A 21884-nucleotide genomic window follows, 5' to 3' on the forward strand; every position below is an offset into this window, starting at 1 on the left:
CCCCCTACTGGAAGCCCAAATCATCGTGGGACACTGACACCCTCGCCGGGAGGTTCCCATGGCCCATGCTCACCATACACATGCCGCCGCGCCAGATGGCGCGGCTGAGGCGGCGACCCGCGATCCGGTCTGCGGCATGACCGTAGACCCGGAGGCGGGCAAGCCCAGCCTCAAACACGCCGGGCATGTGTACCACTTCTGCTCCGAAGGTTGCCGCGAGAAGTTCCGCGCCGATCCCGGCGCCTATCTCACCGCGACCGACCCTGTCTGCGGCATGCAGGTCGACCGCTCCACGGCCGCCCATATGCTCAAGCATGACGGCGAGAAGGTCTACTTCTGCTCCGAGCGATGCCAGTCGAAGTTCGAGGCGGAGCCTGAAGCCTATCTCGGCGACCGCCCCGCGCCGGAGCCGATGCCCGAGGGCACGAAGTACACCTGTCCGATGCACCCCGAGATCATCCGCGATGCGCCCGGCGACTGCCCCAAGTGCGGCATGGCGCTGGAGCCGATGACCCCCACGGCAGACAGCGGCCCGAACCCAGAATACGTCGACTTCAAGCGCCGCCTGAAGATCACTGCGCCGCTGGCGGCGCTGGTCTTCGTGCTGGAGATGGGAGCGCACATCGGCATCCCCTTCGCCGACTGGACCGGACATACGCTCTTTGGCTGGCTGCAGTTCGCGCTGGCGACGCCGGTGGTGATCCTCTGCTGGCCGTTCTTCAAGCGGGGCTGGGCCTCGATCGTCAACCGCTCGCCCAACATGTGGACGCTGATCGCGCTCGGCACCGGGGCGGCCTATGTCTTTTCCATTGTTTCCCTGCTGGCGCCCGAACTCTTCCCCGAGGCGATGCGCGACGAGATGGGCATGACGCCGGTCTACTTCGAGGCGGCAGCGGTGATCCTCGTGCTGGTGCTGGTCGGACAGGTCATGGAACTGGCCGCGCGCGAGCGCACCGGAGACGCGATCCGCGCGCTTCTCGATCTCGCGCCCAAGACGGCGCGGCGGGTGACGGGCGGGTCGGAGGAGGACGTGCCTCTGGATGAGGTCGCCTCGGGCGACGTCCTGCGCGTGCGTCCCGGCGAGAGCGTGCCGGTGGACGGCGTGGTAACCGAGGGACGCTCTTCGGTGGACGAAAGCATGATCACCGGCGAGCCGGTGCCGGTGGAGAAAACCGAGGGCGAGCCGGTCACCGGCGGCACGCTCAACAAGACCGGTAGCTTCCTGATGAGGGCCGAGAATGTCGGCTCCGAGACCACGCTGTCGCGCATCGTCGAGATGGTCTCCAAGGCGCAGCGCTCGCGCGCACCGATCCAGGCGATGGCCGACCGGGTGGCGGCCTATTTCGTTCCCGCCGTCGTGGGCGTGGCTGTACTGGCCTTTCTCGCGTGGACGGTCTTTGGGCCGTCCCCGGCGCTCTCCTATGCCTTCGTCGCAGCCGTCTCGGTGCTGATCATCGCCTGCCCCTGCGCGCTTGGCCTCGCGACGCCCATGTCGATCATGGTGGCCACCGGGCGCGGCGCTCAGGCGGGGGTGCTGATCCGCGACGCCGAGGCGCTGGAGCGGTTCTCGAAGGTGGGTGTGCTGGTGGTCGACAAGACGGGCACATTGACCGAGGGCAAGCCGACGCTGACCGACGCCGAGCCCGCAGGGGGCATGGAGAAGACCGAGTTGCTCGCCTTCGCCGCCGCGCTGGAGCGCGGATCCGAGCACCCGCTGGCCGAGGCGATCACCGCTGGCGCGCGAGAAAGCGGGGCGCCGGAGCGCGAGTCCTCGGACTTCGAGGCGGTCACCGGCAAGGGCGTGACCGGCAGCGTCGGCGGACAGCGCGTGGCCCTCGGCAATGCGGCGCTGATGGCGGATGAAGGTGTGGACCTCGGCCCGCTCAAGGACCGGGCGAGCGTGCTCCAGAATGACGGCAAGACCGCAATGTTCGTCGCCGTAGATGGTCGCGCCGCCGGGCTGGTCGCGGTCGCCGACCGGGTGAAGGAGAGCACGCCCGAGGCGATCCGCGCCCTGCACGAGGCCGGGCTGCGCATCGTCATGGCCACCGGCGATGCGAAGGCCACGGCCGAGGCGGTCGCACGGGAGCTTAATATCGACGAGGTGCATGCCGAGGTCAGCCCCGAGGACAAGCACGCGCTGATCGAGAAACTGCGCCGCGAGGGGCTCTCGGTCGCCATGGCCGGCGACGGGGTGAACGACGCCCCGGCCTTGGCCGCCGCCGACGTCGGCATCGCCATGGGCACCGGCGCGGACGTCGCCATGGAGAGCGCGGGCATCACGCTGGTGAAGGGCGATCTCGGCGGCATCGTCCGGGCGCGCCACCTCGCCGAGGCGACCATGCGCAATATCCGCCAGAACCTCTTCTTCGCCTTCGTCTACAACTCGGCGGGGGTGCCGCTGGCGGCGGGCATCCTCTACCCGCTCTTCGGCATCCTGCTCTCGCCCATCGTGGCGGCGGCGGCGATGAGCCTGTCGTCGGTCTCGGTGATCGGCAACGCGCTGCGACTGCGCGGGGTGAAGCTGTGAGGTGGCTGGGTCTGGTCGTGCTGACGCTGGTTGCGCTGGCGGGTTGGTTTGTCTTCGCCGGGGCCGAAACCGCCCCGGCGGAGAAGTCGCAGATCGCCGAGGGTAAGGCGCTCTATGCCGAGACCTGCGCCGCCTGCCATGGAGCGAACCTTGAGGGACAGCCGAACTGGCGTAGCCCCGGTCCCGACGGGCGCCTCCCGGCGCCCCCGCATGACGCCTCCGGCCACACATGGCATCATCCCGACGAGGTGCTCTTCCGGATCACCAAGCTCGGCACCGCCGCCGTGGTCGGCAACGGCTATGAGAGCAACATGCCGGGCTTCGGCGATCAGCTTACAGACGCGCAGATCGAGGCCATCTTCACCTACATCAAGTCGACTTGGCCCGAGGAACTGCGCGAGCATCAGGCGGAGATCTCCGCATCGCCCGGATAACGCGCGTGGTCCTGGCACCGTCCCACAGGGGCCCTTGGCTCTCACGGCAAACTCCCCCGTGCTCGCCCTCATCGCGGTCGCATTGACCTCGCGAACCTCCGCGCAGACCACACCCCCATGCCGCGAACGTGATCTGACGCCGACCCGCGAAAGGCGTAGCGTTGCGCCATGACACGGCTCGTGCTTCGCCTTCTACTGCTGACCCTGCTTGGGGTCTGGACCGCCTTGCCGGCAGGTCCGGTGCGCGCCATGGCGTTCAGTGCGCTGTGCTGCGATCACCATGCCAGCATGGAGGCGCACCAGCCCAACTCCGCGCACCAAGCCGCTTTGAACCATGGCGAGATGTACGACAAAACCCACGCGCAGATGTGCGAGGCGCATTGCCTGCCGGTGGACGCGGCCCGCATCGGCGATCTGACTGGACCGGGCAAGGCGCATGTCTCGCGGGTCACGGCATCGCGCGTCGATGTCTCCCTGTCGTCTCAGGATTTCGCGCCCTCATCGCCCCCTCCCCGAAACTGATCTCCACGGGACCCAGTCCCGCATTGCGAAACCTCAATTTCCGGAGATCATCATGACCCGATATTCCCGCCGCGGCTTTCTGGCCGCTTCTGCCGCCATGTCTGCCTCGCTGCTATTGCCCGCAAGGGCGCGGGCGGCGACCGACCGGCTATCCCTCACCGCATGCACCCGCACTATCGAGGTGAATGGCCGTGCCGCCACTGTCATGGGGCTGACCAATGGCACGGGTGGCCAAGGGCTGACCCTCGATCCGGGCCAGCGCTTCGCCGTCGACCTGGCCAACGGCCTCGATGTGGAGACGATCACCCACTGGCACGGGCAGATCCCGCCCAACGCACAGGACGGTGCGCCCAACACCAACCCGATGCTGAAGGTCGGCGAGCACCGCGCCTATGACTTTGCCCCGCGCCCCGGCACTTTCTGGATGCACAGCCACATCCCGCAGCAGGAGATCGCCATGCTCGCAGCCCCGCTGATCGTGCGCAGCGCCGAAGATGTCGCTGCCGACCGGCAGGAGGTGGTGATGTTCCTGCACGATTTCAGTTTCAAATCCCCCGAGGAAGTGCTGGCCGAGGCCTCCGGCAGCACCGGCGGGCACCATGGCGGGGCGCATGCGCCAGCCCCGATGGACCATGGGGCCATGCACCACGGCGAGTCCGCGGCCCCGATGGGCGCAATGTCGGGCTTGGGAGAGACGGGGGGCATGTCCGGCATGGGCAACATGTCCGGTATGGGCGGCATGGCCGAGATGCCGATGGATCTCAACGATTTCGACTTCGACGCCTATCTCACCAACGACCGCACGCTCGACGATCCCGAGATCGTGACGGTCGAGCGTAACGGCCAGGTGAGGCTGCGGATCATCAACGGCTCATCGATGACTGCCTATTGGATCGACACCGGCGAACTGCAAGCTCGGCTGGTCGCGGTGGACGGCGACGCGGTCGCGCCGCTGCCCGGCACGCGCTTTCCCATCGCCTCAGGCCAGCGCATGGAGATCGACCTCGACATGCCCGGTGACGGGATCGCCCAGCCGGTAATCGCGCTTCGCGAGGGGGCGCACGAACAGACCGGGCTCATCCTCGCACCCCAGGGCGCCGCGGTGCCGCGCCTGCCGACCCGTGCCGAGACCGAAACCCCGCCCGTCGCGGGCGACATGCGGCAGGAGCTTGCCCTGCGCGCCGTCTCGCCCATCGTGGCCCGGGAGCCGGATGTTCGCCAGATGGTGATGCTCGGTGGCACGATGGACCCCTACGTCTGGACGATCAACGACGCCGTCTGGGAGGATCACAGGCCAATCACGGTACCCCAGGGCGCGCGGATCGAGATGATGTTCCACAACATGTCGATGATGGCGCATCCGATGCACCTGCATGGCCATGTCTTCCAAGTGGTCGCGGTCGGAGATCAGCCTGTGCAGGGCGCGCTCCGTGACACGGTCTTCGTACCGGCGATGGGCTCGGTGACGGTCGCCTTCGAGACGGGCGAGGCGGCCCGCTGGATGATGCACTGCCATCACATGGGGCATCTGGCGACAGGCATGATGACCGAGCTTCAGGTGCGGGCCACGGCCTGAGCATGTGACCGGCGGCGCGGTGAAACTCCGCGCGCCGCCGGTCCGCCATACAATCTGCGAGGTGGCGTCAGGCCACCTCGATCCAATTCGTCATCCCCGAGGCGGCATGGCCGAGCATGTGACAATGCAGCAGCCATTTCCCGGGGTTGTCGGCGACAAAGGCGATCTCCGCGCTTTCCTGTGGCATGACCAGCAACGTGTCTCGCATCGGGCCCAAGCCGTCCACCGCGACTGTCCGGAAATGCATGCCATGCAGATGCATCGCATGCGGGAACACGGTGTCATTGACCAGCCGGATGCGCGCGGTTTTGCCACCTACGTCGCGGGCGAGGGGGGCGTCGCCGCGTCCCACATGGCCCGCCAGCGCCCAGAACAGTCCGCATCGCAACAGCTGCTGGAAACCCACACGCAGCATTAGTCTTTCGGCGCTGGTGCAGGAGGCAGAAGACCGCACGCAAACCCCGTCCGAATGCGAAAGCCCGCGTACTTCCTTTCGCAACAAGCACTGTCATGCGTGAGGAGCAAAGGGATCCGGCGAAGGTCGTGAGAGGCCGGGGGAAGGTCGTCATGAGCAGTATAGTGAGCCGAACGAAACGCAAGCGACTTCCTCGGTTGCGATGTTCTCGTCGGGTTTCTCGAAAACGGGCAAGCGCGCGGTCGATCTGGCGGTCTGTGAGCGCCCGGTGTCTGCTGAACTGCGCCATGCTTACGGTTGTCCTGACCCAATGCAGGGCTTGCAAGCGCGGCATTCAGATCGCGCAGGTGCAGCAAACGGCAGCTTTGTCCCGCAGTTGGTGAGTTCAGCGCCGGTTCGGCGAATGGCCATGTTTCTCGAACCGGGCGTCGGTACTGACCGCAGCGATCGGCCCTTCCAAGCCCGATGCGGCCCTTAACCGTAGTGCCGATAGACTAGGTCCGACGGATCAGGCCGCGGTGCGTCGGTATCCAGCGTCGCACCGAGCCGTTCTGCCAATCTGGATGATCTTACATTTTCAGGATCAACGTAGCTCACCAGCGTTTCGATGTGCCTGACATCGAGGCTCCATGCTCGCAGAGCGGATGCGGCTTCGAATGCGAAACCGTGTCCTTCGGCAGCCGGGTAAAGCAACCATCCCAGCTCGAACTCCGGGAACAATGGCCCTGAATTAATCCCCACTTGCCCGAGACATTCGCCGCTGGCCGTGTTCTCGATCATGAGCGCTCCACACCCGAATAGGTTCCATTGGGCGTGATCGGCGCAGAACATCCCCCAAGCCGCCGAAGTGGAGAAGGGACCACCCATGTAGATGGAGCGAACTGACGCCATAAGGCGATAGTAGCCATTCCAGTCTCCTGCCCGCATAGGGCGTAGGGTCAGGCGGGGAGTGGTCAGCGTCGGGATCGTGGTCATCTGCAAGCCTTTTGCCCTTGGTTACAGGACCTTCATCACGGATCAATGACTGCAAGGTCCCGCACTGTGGACCCTCCCACCAGCGGCAGCAAAGGGCCGCTTCGCCATAGCCAGCCCGACCAGAGGCGGCGACTCTAACGAAAACCATGTTTTCGGTGGAACAGAGTGGGGTGGGCGAAGCCCGCTTCACGGGCCTGAGCCGGACAGTCAAAGGATCGCAGACGGGGATGGTGCGGCCCGCAGGCCGAAGGCCGAGGACGCGGTCCCCGGCGGAGACGACGCGCGGCGCGCGGCGCTTGTCTTTTGACTTTCCGGGGCAGGTCTGTTGGCGGACAACCAATTGGATCGTGCCAGGGCGGGGGTGAGCGGGCGCAGCCCGTCGATCCCCTGCCCTGACTTTCGAGATCATGCGAGGCGCGCGCCCCGCGCGGCTCTCCAACTTTTTAATCCGAATAAAAATTCCCGACATTCCGCTGACTATCTGACCTCGCAACAGGCCGAGCATCGCGAGGGAAGACCGTCACCCGAAGGGACGAGACTTGCCCGCTGCATCGACCATGTCGGCGCGACGCGGCCGGGCTCGTAGAGACCGGACGCATCGCACTCGGCCGGCAGGGAGATCAGGGGGCAAGGCTCGGGGAGCGCGCCGGCAACGCCGGGGCGTTCCTAGGGCCCGATCCTGGGTGTCCCCGGTCGCGGGCAGTTGCACGCGACCGGGGGCGGCCGGGAGTTGCCTAGGCCTCCGATCCGCGTGACAAAGAATTGCCGACGGGCCACACTTTCTCTAGCTCTATACGCATGACGCCCGGCTCCGAAAACGTGACCTGCCTTGCCGCCTATCGCGCGGAGAGGCTCCGTGCGCAAATTCGGCACTGTCTCTGGGAGCTCAGACAGCGCGACAGGTCACGGTCCCGCCGTGAGATGAAGTCACTCGAGAACGAGTTGAGCACCATGTGCCTCCATCTCGCCAAGCTCAATGAGGCCAAAGAAATCCGGTAGCCGAGCCACACGTTCGGGCCAAACCCGCACCCTCTGCGCCGTGTCGATCTGCCATCACCAACACTCGGCAATGCGTGAAAAACTCCCCTTGCGCCGATAGGACAAAGCACATTCACCGCACTATGTTGCACAACACAGCATAATTCTGCATATGCTTGCAAATTGTGGAATCAACCCGCAGGCTGGCACATGGCCCTCACCCTTCCCGATGCGCGGCAAGATGCGTTCCGCGCGCGTCTGACACGCGGTCAGACGCTCGAGCTCTCCGCGCTTTCTCAGGAATTTGCGGTTTCGATCGACACCGTACGTCGTGACCTGAAGACCCTTGAGGCAGAAGGTGTCGCGCGCTGCGTGCGCGGCGGGGCAATGCCCGTGAGCCGCCCCTCCGGCACCGCGCTGCAGCGCGTGGCATTGGCCGCGCCAGGCCACGACGCTCTTGCATCAAGAGCTCTGCCGCTGATCGAAGATGGCATGGTTCTGCTGCTCGACGGCGGGGCAACGGTTCACGCGCTGGCGCAAATCCTACCAAGCCTGCCGAACAGCCTTGTGGTTACCCCGGCTCCGGCGGTGGCGCTGGCCTGCCTTGCGGCGGGCATTGACACGCAGCTTGTCGGGGGACGGTTGTCGCCGAGCGGTGCAATTTCCGTCGGCCATGGCGCTGTCACGGCGCTTTCCGACGTCGCGGCGGACATCGCCTTTCTCGGGACCTGTAGTCTCGATCCGGCCTTTGGCCTGGGCGCCGATGATCTCGGTGAGGCCGAGGTGAAGCGCGCCATGGCCACGGCAAGCCACCGGTCCATTGCCCTGGCCGGCGCGGACAAGTTGGGGCGGCGCAGCCGTCACCGCGTTCTTAACTGCCAGGACCTCGACATGCTGATCACCAATGCCAGCCCGGAGAGCGTCACCCTATATAAAGAGCAAGGGGTCGAAATCTGTCATGCCTGAGCTGAGAACCCCCTGGCGGGCGGTAGCCGCCGCATTTGCCCTGAATGGCGTTCTGCTCGGATGCTGGGCCTCACGCATTCCCGCCTTCGTCGACCGGCTTGGCCCCGACGAGCGAACGCTCGGCAGCCTCCTGCTGGTCATGGGTGCCGGGGCCCTGACCTCGTTTCCGCTCGCCGGGCGGCTCTCCGACCGGTTCGGTGCGGTCCGGCTGACGCGCTGGATCGCGCTGGCCTACCTCGGGTCGGTGATCTTCCTGGGGCTGTCGCAGTCGCTGGCCATGCTCGCCGCTGCGCTCTTTTTCTTCGGAATGTGCCACGGCTCGATGGATGTAGCTATGAACAGCTGGGCCAGCGAGGTCGAGCGCCACATGAAACGCTCGGTCATGTCGTCCTTCCACGCGATGTGGAGTCTCGGCGCAGGGCTCGGCGCCGGCGGCGGCTATCTGGCAACCCTCGCAGGCGCCTCGACCGGGGTGCATTTTGCGCTGGCCGCGGTGCTCTCTGCGGTGCTCTTCGGGCCGTTCCTGCGCCTGCCCTGGCAATCGCAGATGCGCCTGGCACAGGCGGGCGAGCCTCGCGCGCCGATCTTCGCGGTGCCGCGCGGATCGCTGCTCCTGGTGGCGGTCATGGCTCTGGCGGCGGGCTTGGGCGAAGGCGCGGCGGTGGATTGGAGCGCGGTCTTCCTGACCGACACGCTGGGCACGCCCGAAGCGCAGGCGACATTCGGCTATGCAGCGTTTTCCATCACCATGGTCATCATGCGGCTGACCATCGGCACCCTCATCACCCGCTTCGGCGCAATAACGGTCGCGCGCGGCAGCGGGCTTCTTGCCGCGGCGGGCTACGCGATCTGCGCCGGCACCGACGCGCTGCCGATCGCTCTCGCTGGGTTCATCTTGATGGGCATGGGCTATGCCGCGGTGATCCCCATGGCCTTTTCCCGCGCCGCGAATGATCCCATGGTGCCCGCCGGGCAGGCCATCGCCTCGGTCGCAACGCTGGGCTATGGTGCCATGCTCTTCGGACCGCCGCTGATCGGTTTCATCGCGCATGCGACCTCGCTGCGGGCACCCTTCGCCATGGTCGGCGGCGCGGCGCTTCTGATCGCGATCTGCGCTGGAGCGCTCGGCACGACCCGGAACTCACCGGATGCTTTGCCTGGAGAAGGTGGCCGCGCCTGAAGAGGTTTGCGACCGCACTGCTCGGCTCGCGCACATATTGCTCGACAGGGTCGGCGGAAATCTCAAAGAGGATCCTTAGATCCGGGCCCCTGTCGCTGCACGGCCTGGTCCGGTCGACATGAATGTGAGCACGGCACAATGTGCGCGCGTCTCGCCAACCTCAATGGCACGCAAACGGCAAGACGTCAGGCAAAAGGGTGCCAGATCGCGCTTCTGAACCGATGGCGGACTCCACGCGCCGCCGCTGTCAAACCGGTGTAGAGGCCGTACCGACTGGCTTTGAGGGTGCCGCATCGGGATTCTGCGCCTTCGCCGCTTGCGACACGGCCTCGGTAGCCTCGTCAGTCGCCTCGGCCGTCAACTCGCTCATCGCTGTCCCGCAGCCCTTCATGACCTCGGCAAGTGCAGCAGCCATGTCCTGAGCGAGTTGGGCCTGTGCCTGCGAGAACTCCGCAATCGCTGGACCATACTCGGACCGTTCCCGGACTCCGGACAAAGCCCTAAGATTGCTCAACGCCTTCTTGGTCGACGATGCGAAAACATCCGTCGACAGAGATGCGGCTTCCAGCGCGAGGCTCGCGAACTTGCCTTGGAACTCCGAGAAAGCGGCGAAGCCGGACATGACAGCTTCTGCGTCATAGGGCGCCGACATGCTGTATGGAGCCTTTCCGAAGGCTGCTTGGGTTCCCATGCTGATCTCCTCGAATGCGGGGTAAGGGAATGGCAACAAGTGTGTTCGCTGCGCTGCGGCATAACAAGAGATTCCATAGACGGTGCTCAAATGTCGGGGCCGACTGGCGAGTACTCGCCGGTAAGAATTCCCTGGCGCCGCGGTATGCGTGCAAGCCCCGGACCGGGATGCCCAGAAATTGAGCACTGTAGGTTGCGCCTTTGCACGTAAAGAACTTCGAGGCTCCCATCCACGTAGTTGCCCACCGTCAATGTGGATAACTCCGCGCACCAGCTGGTTTCACGCGGTGACGCAATGCCGGCCACTTGATGCGCAACGCTCAGGGCCGCCCTCTCAGCTCTTTAGCGCGATGCGCGCCAGATCGGCGCGCTCGAGCTGACCAAGAAGCCGCTGCCGCAGCGCGGCTGCGCCATCCTCCTGCAGGTCATCGTTGAAATCCCCTAGGCGGGGCTCGAGCACTGAAACCGAAATGCCTGCTTCTCTGGCCCGCGCGCTCAGCTTGTCTGCCGCGGCCTGGCCGGCATCGTCGAGATCTCGCGCGATGTAGAGCTGGCGGATCCCTTCGGGCAAGTCGACGGCGCCGAGGTGCGCAGAAGAAAGCGCAGCCCAGACCGGAAGACCCGGGAGGGCTTCGCGGAGCGACAGCATGGTCTCGAGACCTTCACCGATCGCAAGGCACTCGCCCGGGTCGTCGATCTTGACGGCATTGCCCAGAAGTTCCCCCATGGCCCGGCGTTGCACCTCGACGGGCGCCTTGTCCGATCCATCCTCTGCCAGCCAGGTGCGATGTACGCCGCGAAGGCGCCCTGCCCTGTCGGTCACCGCCGCGATCAGCGCGGGACGCGGCTTGGATCCGGCCTCGTCGTGATCGCGATGCCAGCAGCGCGGATGAAAGCGCAGCGCTGTCGCGGACGCTGCGCGGGTGATGCCACGGCGCTGGAGGTAGGTTTCTGCCAGGCTCCCTGAAAGTGAAACCGACCCCTCATAGAGACGCGTTGCGGATATCCGTTTGCCGGATGCGCTTTTGCGCGTTCGAGGCGTGCTCGGATGCGCCGCCGGCATGGGCCGCCCGAGGTGTGCCCGGACCTCCGCCAGCAGATCGGGAAACCAGGCGATCCCAGTCCGCGCCTTGATGATGTCGAGCAGGTCGCCGTATTCGCCGGTCGCGCCATCGGTCCAGCGGCCGCGTGCCCCCTTGCCTTCCTCAGGGCCGGTAAGGCGCACGTAGAGCGAGCGTCCGGGCGTGTTCTGCAGGTCGCCAACCAGCCAGTACCCGCCTTCGCGCCGCCCGGCGGAGAGATAGTGACGGCACACGCTTTCGGCATTCTGTGCCAGCTCGCGCAGCAGCTCCTGAGTTTCTGTATTCATGGCAAAATCAACCTTTGCGTGTAGGTATTCCCCGAGCGACATGGATATGCAAGCCTCTGAGGAGACGCTAAAATCTGGCGCCGCGGAAATCCGCTGACCCCTACTGCCTCAGCGGCAAGCAGACGCCACGATCGACACGTTCGTGGGGCCATGCGAGATCGCCTCGGCGCTCGACGCCTTGTTCGCGTTGAAGGATTCAGGTAGGTCTGCCTCCGCCCTAACGGGGCTGAGGCGAAGGGCTCAGACGGCCCCGTGCTGGATCAGGAAGCGGCGTCCGATGCCAAAGCGATCGCCCTTCCTGAGAAGCGCCCAGGCCTCGACCAAGAGACGCGCCTTCATTTCAGAACCCATGATCAATACTCGCTCGGGAAGAGCAGGGTCAGCACGCGGCGCGTTTGCGCATCGTCCAATGGATCTCCGGCGCCATAGGCGTAGTCCGCATCGAAGATATCAATCTTCCACCAGACCACCTTGCCCGCGATGGTGACCGCGCCGAAGGTGTGATCCCCATAGGGGTCATTGTCCTCGGTGAACTCCGCAAACGCGGCCACGGCGATCTGGGCACGGGTCACGAAGTCCAGTCCTTCTTCGGCGACACCACAGGTGCAAAGAACCCGCCCCTGATAGACCGGATGTCCGCCCCGGATCATCGCGGCGCGAAATGCGTCATTTGCCGCCGCAACCTGCCGGGCGATCACATCGGGATCGTTGCCCGCTTGCTCTTGGGGTACACTGTGCTCTTCAACCATATCGGCTCCTATTTTCTGAGGCGGTTCGGGCTTGGTGCCTGCGTCCCGCCGGTGGGCTCGGCCTCGCCACTCTGATTTGACGAAAACCATGTTTTCGGCGGAACAGAGTGGGGTGGGCGAAGCCCGGTCCACGGGCCTGAGCCGGACAGTCAAAGGATCGAAGACGGGGATGGTGCGGCCCGCAGGACGCAGGCCGAGGACACGGTCCGCGGCGGAGACGACGCGCGGCGCGCGGCGCTTGTCTTTTGACTTTCCGGAGCAGGTCTGTTGGCGGACAGGAACTGAAACATGCCATGGCCGGGGTGAGAGGGCGCAGCCCGTCGATCCCCTGCCCTGACTTTCGAGATCATGCGAGACGCGCGCCCCGCGCGGCTCTCAACTCAGATCCCCTCGGGACCGATGGGCGCCGCCCTTTCCATCAGTTGTTCGACATCTTCCAGGCGAAACTTCGCAAGCGCAGCAGCAGAACCATAAACCTGAAAACCGCGATCATCCGGTCCGCGACCTTCCCCGGGATTCCCACAAGGCATACCGCGCTCGGGCTTGGTCGCGCCGAGCGGTCGCAACTCAGCGGTTTGCCAACACCGCCGAGCAAGCAGAACATTGGGGTTGAAAAAGCCCACATAGATGCGAACTATTAAGATCTATTATGAAAGGAAGTTCGCCATGTCTCGACTGACCATCTCGATGCCCGCCCAGATGAATGAGTGGGTAGAGGCCCAGATCAGCACCGGCCGCTATGGCAACGTCAGCGAGTATTTCCGCGATCTCGTTCGCCGCGACCAGGAACGCAGGGAAGCCGCGATTAACGAGCTTCGCGCGCTGCTCGATCGTGCAGAAGAAAGCGGCGTGAGTGACCGCTCCGTCGCGGAAGTCCTCGAAGCTGCACGACAAGAAGCACGCCAAAAAGGCCTCCTGCGTGGCGACAACTGAACTATCAAGGGCGGCGGAGCGGGACCTTATCGATATCTATCGCTATGGAGCCGAACACTTCGGCGCTGCTCAAGCTGAACGCTACGCAAAGAGCCTCGCCGCGAAAATCGCGACGGCGGCGGAGGATCCGGGTTCGCTGTAGACCTCGGCTATGTACGCTGCGGGCTGCACCGTTACGAGAACGTGTCCCATGCTATATACGACCAACCGACGTCGGACGGCATTTTCGTCCTGCGCATCCTACATGGCCGCATGGATGCCGCCCGCCATTTGGCTTGGCCAAGGTACCGCCGGTGCTTGAGCGTTTCAACGCTCGATGCGTTCTGGGCCCGTTAGCCCCGGTGTCGGCGATGTGTGCCGAAGTTCATTCGCCCGCCCCCTGCCCCTCAACTGACAGGATCAGTTGCCCTGTGTCGATCATCGGCGCGTCAGAGGCGATGAAGCCGCCCAGACCTGCGACTGCGTCCTTGGCATCCCGGCCACTTGGGTATCGCCGCAAAGCGTCGTGCAAATCGTAGGCCGCCGCGCGGGCGTCTTCGTGCACGTCAGCCGTGACTTGGTTCCAGCAGTTGAGAAACTCTTCGACCTCACGGAAATACATCTCGAATTCGGCATGGATTTCATTGCCGGAATATCCGGCGTCGTGGAGGTAGCTCGCTTCAGGCTTCACCGGCTCAATGCAGGTCTCGGCCTCCACAGCAAGTGGCGCCAAGAACACCAAGGACAGGGCCAAATGGACGGGACGCGTCACGACTTCGCTCCTTATGTAGTCACGGCGCACGGTCACGCCGATCAACTCTTCAAATTATTTCGGCGCGGAATGCCTCGTCCGCCGCCACTGCACCTTCCAGGCGGCACTCTCCGGCGACACCTGCGTTCGGTCCGGGCTTCGCTCAAACATCTCGCCGATAGACTGAGCCTTGACCACCCCGTGGCCCCGAAACGAAGGCATTCCGCCAAACAAAGCCAGGATCACGATGCCCTGCGCACCTACAGCGTCACACCTGGTGCCTAGCCGCCTGCGGCTCAAGCGACTGGTGCGCGACAGAGTCCGCTCTCCCTTGGGCGAAGGACGCACCGGTGGTAAACAATCGCGGAAAATCCATAAATACGTAAGAAAACCAGAATGTTATATGTGACGCTGATTGGCGTCTTTTCGCCGATTCCCTCAACTCGAGGTTCAACTCAAAGATGATTCTTCCTAGAGATTACCCGTTCGCGCCGAAACCGGAAAACGAAAGCAGCCCGGGAACTACGTTGCAAACTGAATGCCTTGCGATCCCGTTTTGCGACGCACCACCAGCCATCCGCGTGCCCCTCGCGGTAGCCGAGGCGATGAGCTTATCCTGCCATGGTTTTCCTCCATGCGCGCGATCAGAAGAACCGGAAATAAAGGAGCAGATTATGGCGCAATTCTCAGGCCTCCCAAAAAGGCGCGTTGCACAGATTCTACTTGGGAACGCCGTCCGCAAGTTCCTCAACATGGGGGGGCGACTACAGTATGACCCTCGGATAGAGGCCAAGACAAAGAGGACACTGTGGTATGTGATCGGAGTTACCGGTGACGGCAAGACTGAACTCCCCGTGTACACGGTCGCTGGACAGCCCAAATGCTTCCGCACTGCCGACGCGATGATCCGATACCATTGTGAGATGTGCCCGGACGACCGAGAGCTGACGATCCGCCTGCCCAAGATGGCTTAGTCCAAGAGTAGGATGGTCTCGCCCTTCGCGCTCTCCTGCGCCACGCAGGCGGGCTAGCCAAATGCTCGTGTGGCGCAGGAGAGCGCGAAGGGCAAGCGCACGGAAGCACCAACAGGCCGGCACCCTTCCCGTTCACGGCCTTCACAGAGAATCGAAAAAGGACTGTCGGGACGCTCTAGTGATGCGAGTTTACGTCACTTGCATGGCTGTGGATAACGCTGTCGGCGTCGCCTGCAGAGCAGGAAAATAAGGTTAAACCACTGATTAACAAAATAGAATCATCATATTACTGTCAGGTCGACTTATCGCTGCGCCCCCGCCTCCAACAGAAAATGGTGGAAATTCAGTGAGAAGGTGATAAGCAGGTCTCAATGATATAAGAACGTCGAGGGCAGCATGAGCGGTATTCGAGGCTCGCAGAGGCTGGAGAACTACGCTTCCAAGCTCATTAAGAGCTTGCAAGACCACACGGCCGAAATCTTCCCACCGGATGCGCAGAAGACGCTCCGTTCCTACTCAATGAAGGAAGTGGGCGACCTCATCGGCGTCAATCCCAACACATTCCGGCACTACATCAAGACCTATGCCGACCAGATGCCCACGGGCAAGCTGGTCAACGGCAATCGCCGGTATTTCACCGCCGAGGAGATGCAGGAGATCCGCGAGTTCCTATGGAAAGAAGGCCGGATCGGCATCAAGGAGTACCGTCGCCGCCAACCGGGCGAGGAGATGAAGGCCATCACAGTCTTCAACTTGAAGGGCGGGGTCAGCAAGACAAGTTCGACGGTCCACCTCGCGGAAATCCTTGCTCTCCGGGGGTATCGGGTGCTTGCGGTCGACCTCGACGCTCAGGCCTCTCTGACGAACCTTTTCGGCCTCACCCCCGAGGCCATGCCGGACATGCCGAGTTCCTATAACGTCATCAGCTACAAGAACCCGTTGCCAGTGCGCGATGTGATCCGGAAGACTTACTTCCCGGGCATAGACATCATCCCGGCGTCTATGGACATCATCGAGTTCGAGTATGAGACTGCTCTCTCCTTCCGCGATGGCGGCACCAGTTCTCCGTTCCACAGCAGGATGGCGGAGGGGCTCAGCCAAGTGCGCGATGACTATGACATTGTCCTCTTCGACACCCCGCCTCAGCTTTCATTCGCGGTGATCTCTGCCCTCTTCGCATCAAGTGGGATGATCATTCCGCTCACAGCGTCGATGCTGGACGTGATGTCGCTATCGACCTTTATGACGATGGCGGCCGAGCTCATGGCCGTCGTCGAGGAGCAGGATCAAGATAAGACCTACGATTTCATCAGGTTCATGATCACCAGATATGAGACCGGTGACCAGCCTCAGCTGCAGGTGGCCTCTTTCATGCGCACCGTTCTTGGCGATGCGGTCATGAACAACGAATTCCTCAAATCCACTGCGATCGGCGATGCCGCGAACACCAAACAGCCGCTATTTGAGGTCGAGCCGCGAGACATCACCAAATCGACTTACGACCGGGTCATGGCCTCAATCTCTGGCATGGCTGACGAGGTCGAGGCAGACTTGCGAAAAGCATGGGGACGAACCTGATGGTACGCAAAAACGTCTTTTCGAGCACACTTCGTGAGGCCATGTCCGGCTCCAAACAAGAGCAGCAGGAACCGCGCGCAGACGAAACTATTTCGGAGCCCCCTGCCCCGCCAGCCGCCTCGGCTTCTCAGCGGGATCAGAAGCCCGCAGCAGCGAGCACGCCAGGCAAGCGGAGCAACCCCAACGTAGAGATCTTCAGGAAGTCATTCCAAGAACAGATGCTGCGTACAATGCAGGATGTTGATCCGGATCGGGTGGACAGCTCACGTTTCCAGGACCGGCTCGATGTTTCTGAAGAACTCGACGGACTTAAGGACTCGATCCGCGTAAACGGGCAGCAGGTGCCTGTCCTGTTGCGTCGGGTGGCGGGGGACCGGTTCGAAGTGGTCTATGGGCGGCGGCGTATCATGGCTTGCCGCCAGCTCGGTATTGATGTTCGCGCAATGGTCGTGGACATCAGTGATGAAGACGCGCTGATCGCACAAGGACTTGAGAACGCGGCGCGCCTCGAAAACAGCTATATCGAGAAGGCTCTATTCGTGGCCCAGGTCACGGAAGCGGGTTACAGCCTCTCCACGATACAGAAGGCGCTAGACATCGATAAAACGCAGGCGTCGAAAATGCGCGGTGTCATCCGCGATGTCCCACGCGATGTCATCGCCGCGATAGGGGCGGCACATGGCGCAGGTCGACGGCCGTGGGAAGAGTTGCGCAACGCACTCTCGGGCGATGACGCTCCCGGTCAAGCCCGTCTCCTCAAGATGATTGACGAGGAGTTGCCAAGCCACGAGCGACTGAAAAAGCTACTAGTTTTGCTGCGGCAAGCACGACGTATCGAACACGCGGCCCCAGCCCCAGATGTGAAGATCGGCAACGGAAATTTCAAGCTCGATCGAACTCCGCGCTCACTCACCGTCAAGGCGCATCGCAACGCGCCAGAGGCTTTCCTACAGCATCTCGAAGAAAACCTCGAAAGAATATATCAGGAGTGGCAAAATGATAACGCCTAACTCATTGATTACGAACGGATTTTACCTGCATTCAGGGCTTCCTTTCCGACTTGGAAAGGACTTGGCGGCAGTTGTCCGAAAGGCAAATCCTGCATTGCATTGGCTATTGCCCACCGGGCAATAGCAACTTTCGGAGAAGAAGAGCGCCCGGCCAGGCACCGGGTTGAGGTAAACGAGCAGAAAAAGGAGCAGACCCCAGCAAAAGAAAACCCCCCAAAGACAGTGTCTTCAGAGGGCTTCTGTTCTGTGTAGCAACTAACAGATACCCGAAATCAGATTCACTGACAACACCGATTTCGGTGAACGGGTAGCTTTTGCCGTCTGAAATGACATGGAATCCATAAAATCCGCGGCATTCAATGCCGGGGCGCGGGAGAACTGCGTCCAAAGCATGGGGCCGGTTTTCCGCCCGATCCGGCGCTGGTCCCTCTTCGACCTAGTCAAGGCCTCCGCAGAAGCGCTTGCGCTCAATCCAGGCGACCTAACAGCTCTGCGAGCAATGCTAACCTTCCTTCCCTTGAAGGACGGCAACGGCACAGAAGTGCCCGCTACGCATGAAATGCTACTCATCTGCTATGCATCGAACGCCTCCATTTGCGAACGGACTGAAGGCATGGATGAAAGCAACCTAAGGCGACACATTCGCAAACTGGTAGACCGCGGTCTCGTCCGCCGGAAAGATAGCGCGACCGGCAAGCGTTTCCCTCTAAAGAGTGCCGGCGTCGTAGTCGACGCCTTCGGAATCGACCTTCGACCTTTGTTCCAAGCTGCTGAGCATTTGCAGGGCATAGCCACCAAGATTAGAGAGGAAGACCAGCTGCGACGGAACTTGCGCAGCGAAGCCTTTTCCTTGCGCCGACGCCTTCTCGATTTGGAGATGCCTTTCGATGCTTCCACCCAGAGCTTCCTCAATGGCCTCACCAACTTTCTTCGTCGGAAGAGCACGACCGTTCCTCAGATCGCGGCAGCCCGAGATCGACTGCTCAACCTGCTTAAAGCGCCCTGCCCCGCACGGCAGGATCACGCCACCTCGAAGACATGCGGCCTGCACGCCGGCAACACTAGACCGGTTGTCGAACACCTCAACAAAACAGAATGTTCAGGAACCATGCCTCGAAAGGATGACGCAAAAACCGGTGATTTGCCCGCCAGCGACGGACGAATTACCCGCCAAGTAGAGTCACAAACTTTGAGAAAAAAACATACGCAGCTACGAAAGGCGAAGAACTCGCCTGGAGTAACCTACGCCGATTTGCTGAGAAGAAATCCTCATGCCGCGAGCTTCCTTCCCGAGGCGGAACCAAGTGACGTAGGCTTGGTCGAAGCTCTCTATGGATTAGGGGTAAGCCTTGGCATAAAGAACGCGCCATACACAGTAATTCTCCAACGTCTAGGTCTGCACAGGCTCGTTGATATTTTCGACCAGATGATCACTCGGGTAGAGACTATCAGCAATCCACAGCGCTACTTCGAAGTGGCTATCGTGCAGAGTATGCCTGCGGGCTACCCATGATTTAACTCTGACCCGTGCCTGCCGGGGAAGCCATGGAGACAACTGTCGCGACTCTAAGTGTCCGTCTTGCTGAGTGTCCCGAAAGCCGCTCGGACACAAAGCAACCCTTCTGCTTCAGTAGGACCGGACGAGTTGCGGTGGTCGAGGCTTATGTCGCCCTAAAGCTCCTTCCCAATGTCAGAAAACTGACTTCCAGCGTGCAGTTTGCACGTGTCTCAGGCACCTAGTCGTGAATTGTTTTACGTGGCTGAGAGTGCCACCTCCCACTTCAGGAAAGGTTCTACATGCCTTTAAGCCAAGCCGGTCCTTGGTCTTAACGGTATTAGACTGGCTTAGGTGCGCCCATGCGAGTTCGGGAATACCGTAGCTATTGCCCACTGGGCAACAGGCAATCAAAGCGAGGAACCGTAGGGTGGCCGACCGAGAAAACTTCCTGTCGGCTAGCACTCTCAGACAGGAGGTTGCGGTTACCGATCAGCCAAACAGTCTTGGTTTTCACTGAACTTCGAACCCCACGTTTAGATCAAGTGGCGCTCACCTTAAGACCCTGCGAGCGCTCAGTAAGCACACGAAAAGCCCTATTGCCCGGTGGGCAATAGCTTGAAGGATCAAGCAGCTTGGCTTTGATATGTTTTGGCCCTTTCGAAGTCCCATACCGTTGATTGATAACGGCGGCGCCATGTTGACTTCGTCCGAATGAAACCCAACCAAATCGTAGGCTCAGGATCTACTTCGGGGAACCCCTTGGAGACGACGTCGATTTTGCGCCCGCTGGGGGGCGTCATACGTCCGTGCGTGAACCAATCTCGGGAAGCTCGATAACTGTAGCTTGGTGAAAATCTCAGAACTCGTGAAGAGTGCCCTAACGTCTCAAAAAAAGCCCTCTGCTGTGACAGGTCAGAGTCATCTGGAAAATATGAATTCAGCCAAAAAGCGCTGTCGGCCTGAAGTTAGCCTTTGCCCGGTGGGCAATAGCACCCGGCTCTCCGACTAGCGCCGGTTCTCGGCCCTAGCCGGCTGCGTGTTGGCTTAACCAAGAATGGTACGCAGTGCCGTGCTTCGAGATCGAGTTACATCCAAGCTATTTCTCCAAGAACTCTTGGTACTTCCTAGTCGATTGGTTCCCAGTTCGGATACCAAAGTCTTGTGCTCCCAAGCCACCAACGAAAACAGTGGGCACGAAAGACAATAGGTTCAAAGCGCGCCCCGTGCGCCGTGAAAAAAGTAGCGGTCAGGTCTAAGCTGATTGCAGAGAGTCAAAACTCCATCACTCGCGCGTTCCCTGCGGACGTCCGATCTCTTCCAACGCTCTGACCAGGTCCAGGTCTCCACGGCGGAAATCTCGCAGCATACCCTCGAGAATCCCGGCAGGATACGCATCAGCTCGCGCACGCTCGGAATGCTTTGCATCGGCGATGAGCACACAGATTGCAGCACTCGCAGACCCCATCGCACTGCGGAGTTTCCTCCACATGGCGGGATGCGCACCCATCTCCGGGAGCCTGTTCTGAGCCGAGACGACGAAATCGTAGAACACAAGCTGCCGCTGTCCGTAGTGGCGCATATCCAGGTGAATCTGCATTTCCTGCGAGCATAGCGCGTATAGGCGTTCCGGGCCTAGTGATCCAAGAAACGCCGCCTGACCTTCTCCTGCTTCTGCGCGCCCGCGGCTCGACGACGCTCCCTCTGTCCCGGCCTCCTTCGGAAGCTTGGCGGGCTCCCTGCAGGTTTGATCTTCCAGCTCGATGTCATCGGTATGCCGTGCGTCATCCACCGCTTTTGCCGAAACTCGACCAGCGCCTTGAGTAGGATCTTGGGTCATATCTTGTATTAAGGGCCGCTCGTTTTCGCAGGTCCGACCGCTTGCTTTTCGCGCCTCACTCAGCGTGGCTGCGATCTTTCGGCACAGCGCGGCAGCTTCCGCTTCGTGCGCGCTCAACTCCTCCAGCGACATGCGATGCAATTTGGCGGCCGAAGGCCACGCATCGAGCTCGGCCCGAAGGGCCGCGGTGATCTCGTAACCTCTGGTCCAGTCAGCAAGGTCCGCTAGGAGCATCAGCGCGCGCCGCTTGTGGGCGCTGCGCAGACCGCGGAGTTGCCCGTGGGCCCTGCGCGTCTTCTCGAGCGCATCTCGGAGTCCAAGGAATTCTTGCACGCGGGCGATCCCGCCGCCGAAGAAGACACCGCAGCCAGCGAACCCGGATCGCGCACCGTTTGCCATGGTGCGCTTCTCGATGAGGCCAGCGCGCTCCAGGACTTGTTCATGTGCACGGATGCGGCAGGGCGAGACACCGCGCTTTCGCGCGAGCTCGGTCTGACTGAGGTAGCAGCACGGCTCCTCTGCGCCGGTCTTGAAAGATCGTGGGCGCGTGGCACCGATCATCGCACGGAAGGTCATCATGGCGGCCGCCCCAATGCCGACGGCACTGGCGATGGCATCGACGAGGTTCACGAAACCGTCGCGCTCCATGCCACTGGGGAGTGTGGGGAAGGGGCTATGTTGTCGGCCATGGCTCCATTGTTGCATCACTGTCATTCTGCTCGGTCCTTCTTCTTGAGAACGCGAGGCGGCGTGCAGACAAACCTCTCCGGATCGCACAGATGCGGTTTGGGGTTGTCCGTCATGTCAGGAAGCTGCTAGACCGTGAACATGTCAGTGTTCTTTTCAGGGTTTGCAGATCCTGAAGGTCTTGAGCTTCCCCGTGTAAGGCTGCCGCCTTCGCGGGGTTTGCTTCTTAAAAGGGGCTGATCCTTTCGGGAGA

At 62.1% G+C, this 21884-nt stretch carries 19 protein-coding genes; 12 read left to right on the top strand and 7 right to left on the bottom strand.

Annotated features, from left to right (window positions below):
- Positions 1-58 precede the first annotated feature (58 nt).
- The 4 genes from LC039_RS20255 (at position 59) to LC039_RS20270 (ending at position 5062) form a co-directional block, all read left to right on the top strand.
- On the top strand, positions 59-2530 hold the full coding sequence (locus LC039_RS20255) for a heavy metal translocating P-type ATPase (protein ID WP_226627812.1): 2472 nt from the start codon (positions 59-61) through the stop codon (positions 2528-2530).
- Complete coding sequence (locus tag LC039_RS20260; protein ID WP_413463852.1) at positions 2527-2964, top strand: c-type cytochrome; 438 nt, start codon at positions 2527-2529, stop codon at positions 2962-2964. The genes LC039_RS20255 and LC039_RS20260 overlap by 4 nt, the downstream gene beginning before the upstream one ends.
- A 168-nt stretch (positions 2965-3132) precedes the next feature.
- Positions 3133-3486, top strand: coding sequence for a hypothetical protein (locus LC039_RS20265; RefSeq protein ID WP_226627814.1), 354 nt, complete (start codon positions 3133-3135; stop codon positions 3484-3486).
- Positions 3487-3538: 52 nt separating this feature from the next.
- Positions 3539-5062: a multicopper oxidase family protein gene (locus LC039_RS20270; protein ID WP_226627816.1), complete on the top strand. Its 1524-nt coding sequence runs from the start codon at positions 3539-3541 to the stop codon at positions 5060-5062.
- Positions 5063-5129: 67 nt separating this feature from the next.
- On the opposite strand, the gene LC039_RS20275 is transcribed toward LC039_RS20270, so the two are convergent.
- Together LC039_RS20275 and LC039_RS20280 are read right to left on the bottom strand one after the other, a co-directional pair.
- A complete protein-coding gene (locus LC039_RS20275; protein ID WP_413463853.1) occupies positions 5130-5477 on the bottom strand; it encodes a multicopper oxidase domain-containing protein in 348 nt (115 codons plus the stop codon).
- Positions 5478-5951: 474 nt separating this feature from the next.
- Entirely contained in the window at positions 5952-6452 is a 501-nt protein-coding gene (locus tag LC039_RS20280) for a GNAT family N-acetyltransferase (RefSeq protein ID WP_226627817.1), read from the bottom strand.
- 1188 nt (positions 6453-7640) lie between these two features.
- On the opposite strand from LC039_RS20280, the gene LC039_RS20285 reads away from it, so the two are divergent.
- Both LC039_RS20285 and LC039_RS20290 read left to right on the top strand, forming a co-directional pair.
- Complete coding sequence (locus tag LC039_RS20285; protein WP_226627818.1) at positions 7641-8396, top strand: DeoR/GlpR family DNA-binding transcription regulator; 756 nt, start codon at positions 7641-7643, stop codon at positions 8394-8396.
- Positions 8389-9576 carry an MFS transporter gene (locus tag LC039_RS20290; RefSeq protein ID WP_226627819.1) on the top strand — a complete coding sequence of 396 codons (1188 nt, stop codon included), beginning with the start codon at positions 8389-8391 and terminating at the stop codon, positions 9574-9576. The genes LC039_RS20285 and LC039_RS20290 overlap by 8 nt, the downstream gene beginning before the upstream one ends.
- Before the next feature lie 247 nt (positions 9577-9823).
- Here LC039_RS20290 and LC039_RS20295 read toward each other — a convergent pair whose 3' ends face one another.
- The 3 genes from LC039_RS20295 to LC039_RS20305 form a co-directional block, all read right to left on the bottom strand.
- Positions 9824-10267, bottom strand: coding sequence for a hypothetical protein (locus tag LC039_RS20295; protein WP_226627820.1), 444 nt, complete (start codon positions 10265-10267; stop codon positions 9824-9826).
- Between the two features lie 333 nt (positions 10268-10600).
- Positions 10601-11635 carry a toprim domain-containing protein gene (locus tag LC039_RS20300; RefSeq protein WP_226627917.1) on the bottom strand — a complete coding sequence of 345 codons (1035 nt, stop codon included), beginning with the start codon at positions 11633-11635 and terminating at the stop codon, positions 10601-10603.
- Between the two features lie 353 nt (positions 11636-11988).
- Complete coding sequence (locus LC039_RS20305) at positions 11989-12384, bottom strand: DUF3768 domain-containing protein (RefSeq protein WP_226627821.1); 396 nt, start codon at positions 12382-12384, stop codon at positions 11989-11991.
- A 422-nt stretch (positions 12385-12806) separates the two neighbouring features.
- Between LC039_RS20305 and LC039_RS20310 the strand changes: the two genes are divergently transcribed.
- The 3 genes from LC039_RS20310 to LC039_RS27080 are packed head-to-tail and all read left to right on the top strand — an operon-like array spanning position 12807 to position 13459.
- Positions 12807-13025 carry a hypothetical protein gene (locus tag LC039_RS20310; RefSeq protein WP_226627822.1) on the top strand — a complete coding sequence of 73 codons (219 nt, stop codon included), beginning with the start codon at positions 12807-12809 and terminating at the stop codon, positions 13023-13025.
- A 25-nt stretch (positions 13026-13050) separates the two neighbouring features.
- Positions 13051-13317: a type II toxin-antitoxin system ParD family antitoxin gene (locus tag LC039_RS20315; protein ID WP_092430719.1), complete on the top strand. Its 267-nt coding sequence runs from the start codon at positions 13051-13053 to the stop codon at positions 13315-13317.
- Positions 13304-13459 carry a type II toxin-antitoxin system RelE/ParE family toxin gene (locus tag LC039_RS27080; RefSeq protein WP_226627823.1) on the top strand — a complete coding sequence of 52 codons (156 nt, stop codon included), beginning with the start codon at positions 13304-13306 and terminating at the stop codon, positions 13457-13459. The genes LC039_RS20315 and LC039_RS27080 overlap by 14 nt, the downstream gene beginning before the upstream one ends.
- Before the next feature lie 222 nt (positions 13460-13681).
- On the opposite strand, the gene LC039_RS20325 is transcribed toward LC039_RS27080, so the two are convergent.
- On the bottom strand, positions 13682-14113 hold the full coding sequence (locus tag LC039_RS20325; protein ID WP_226627825.1) for a hypothetical protein: 432 nt from the start codon (positions 14111-14113) through the stop codon (positions 13682-13684).
- Positions 14114-15417: 1304 nt separating this feature from the next.
- Between LC039_RS20325 and repA the strand changes: the two genes are divergently transcribed.
- From repA to LC039_RS20340, 3 genes are all read left to right on the top strand, one after another.
- Positions 15418-16599 carry a plasmid partitioning protein RepA gene (gene repA / locus LC039_RS20330; protein ID WP_092430647.1) on the top strand — a complete coding sequence of 394 codons (1182 nt, stop codon included), beginning with the start codon at positions 15418-15420 and terminating at the stop codon, positions 16597-16599.
- A complete protein-coding gene (gene repB / locus LC039_RS20335; RefSeq protein ID WP_226627827.1) occupies positions 16599-17609 on the top strand; it encodes a plasmid partitioning protein RepB in 1011 nt (336 codons plus the stop codon). Before repA ends, repB begins: the two co-directional genes overlap by 1 nt.
- A gap of 331 nt (positions 17610-17940) precedes the next feature.
- Entirely contained in the window at positions 17941-19122 is a 1182-nt protein-coding gene (locus LC039_RS20340; protein WP_226627828.1) for a helix-turn-helix domain-containing protein, read from the top strand.
- 1267 nt (positions 19123-20389) lie between these two features.
- Here LC039_RS20340 and LC039_RS20345 read toward each other — a convergent pair.
- The gene (locus LC039_RS20345) at positions 20390-21658 is read right to left on the bottom strand and encodes a helix-turn-helix domain-containing protein (protein ID WP_226627830.1); all 1269 of its coding nucleotides are present in this window, start codon (positions 21656-21658) and stop codon (positions 20390-20392) included.
- Positions 21659-21884 lie beyond the last annotated feature (226 nt).

The sequence above is a fragment of the Alloyangia pacifica genome (assembly GCF_020524285.1).
GTDB classification, from domain to species: Bacteria; Pseudomonadota; Alphaproteobacteria; order Rhodobacterales; family Rhodobacteraceae; genus Salipiger; species Salipiger pacificus_B.

Bases quoted from the DNA above. Each gene is read 5' to 3' on its own strand.
- LC039_RS20315 (WP_092430719.1), top strand. From the start codon at position 13,051: ATGTCTCGACTGACCATCTCGATGCCCGCCCAGATGAATGAGTGGGTA.
- LC039_RS20280 (WP_226627817.1), bottom strand. From the start codon at position 6,452: ATGACCACGATCCCGACGCTGACCACTCCCCGCCTGACCCTACGCCCT.
- LC039_RS20265 (WP_226627814.1), top strand. From the start codon at position 3,133: ATGACACGGCTCGTGCTTCGCCTTCTACTGCTGACCCTGCTTGGGGTC.
- LC039_RS20275 (WP_413463853.1), bottom strand. From the start codon at position 5,477: ATGCTGCGTGTGGGTTTCCAGCAGCTGTTGCGATGCGGACTGTTCTGG.
- LC039_RS20285 (WP_226627818.1), top strand. From the start codon at position 7,641: ATGGCCCTCACCCTTCCCGATGCGCGGCAAGATGCGTTCCGCGCGCGT.
- repB (WP_226627827.1), top strand. From the start codon at position 16,599: ATGGTACGCAAAAACGTCTTTTCGAGCACACTTCGTGAGGCCATGTCC.
- LC039_RS20300 (WP_226627917.1), bottom strand. From the start codon at position 11,635: ATGAATACAGAAACTCAGGAGCTGCTGCGCGAGCTGGCACAGAATGCC.
- LC039_RS20255 (WP_226627812.1), top strand. From the start codon at position 59: ATGGCCCATGCTCACCATACACATGCCGCCGCGCCAGATGGCGCGGCT.
- LC039_RS20270 (WP_226627816.1), top strand. From the start codon at position 3,539: ATGACCCGATATTCCCGCCGCGGCTTTCTGGCCGCTTCTGCCGCCATG.
- LC039_RS20305 (WP_226627821.1), bottom strand. From the start codon at position 12,384: ATGGTTGAAGAGCACAGTGTACCCCAAGAGCAAGCGGGCAACGATCCC.
- LC039_RS20295 (WP_226627820.1), bottom strand. From the start codon at position 10,267: ATGGGAACCCAAGCAGCCTTCGGAAAGGCTCCATACAGCATGTCGGCG.
- LC039_RS20340 (WP_226627828.1), top strand. From the start codon at position 17,941: ATGGAATCCATAAAATCCGCGGCATTCAATGCCGGGGCGCGGGAGAAC.
- LC039_RS20290 (WP_226627819.1), top strand. From the start codon at position 8,389: ATGCCTGAGCTGAGAACCCCCTGGCGGGCGGTAGCCGCCGCATTTGCC.
- LC039_RS20345 (WP_226627830.1), bottom strand. From the start codon at position 21,658: ATGACAGTGATGCAACAATGGAGCCATGGCCGACAACATAGCCCCTTC.
- repA (WP_092430647.1), top strand. From the start codon at position 15,418: ATGAGCGGTATTCGAGGCTCGCAGAGGCTGGAGAACTACGCTTCCAAG.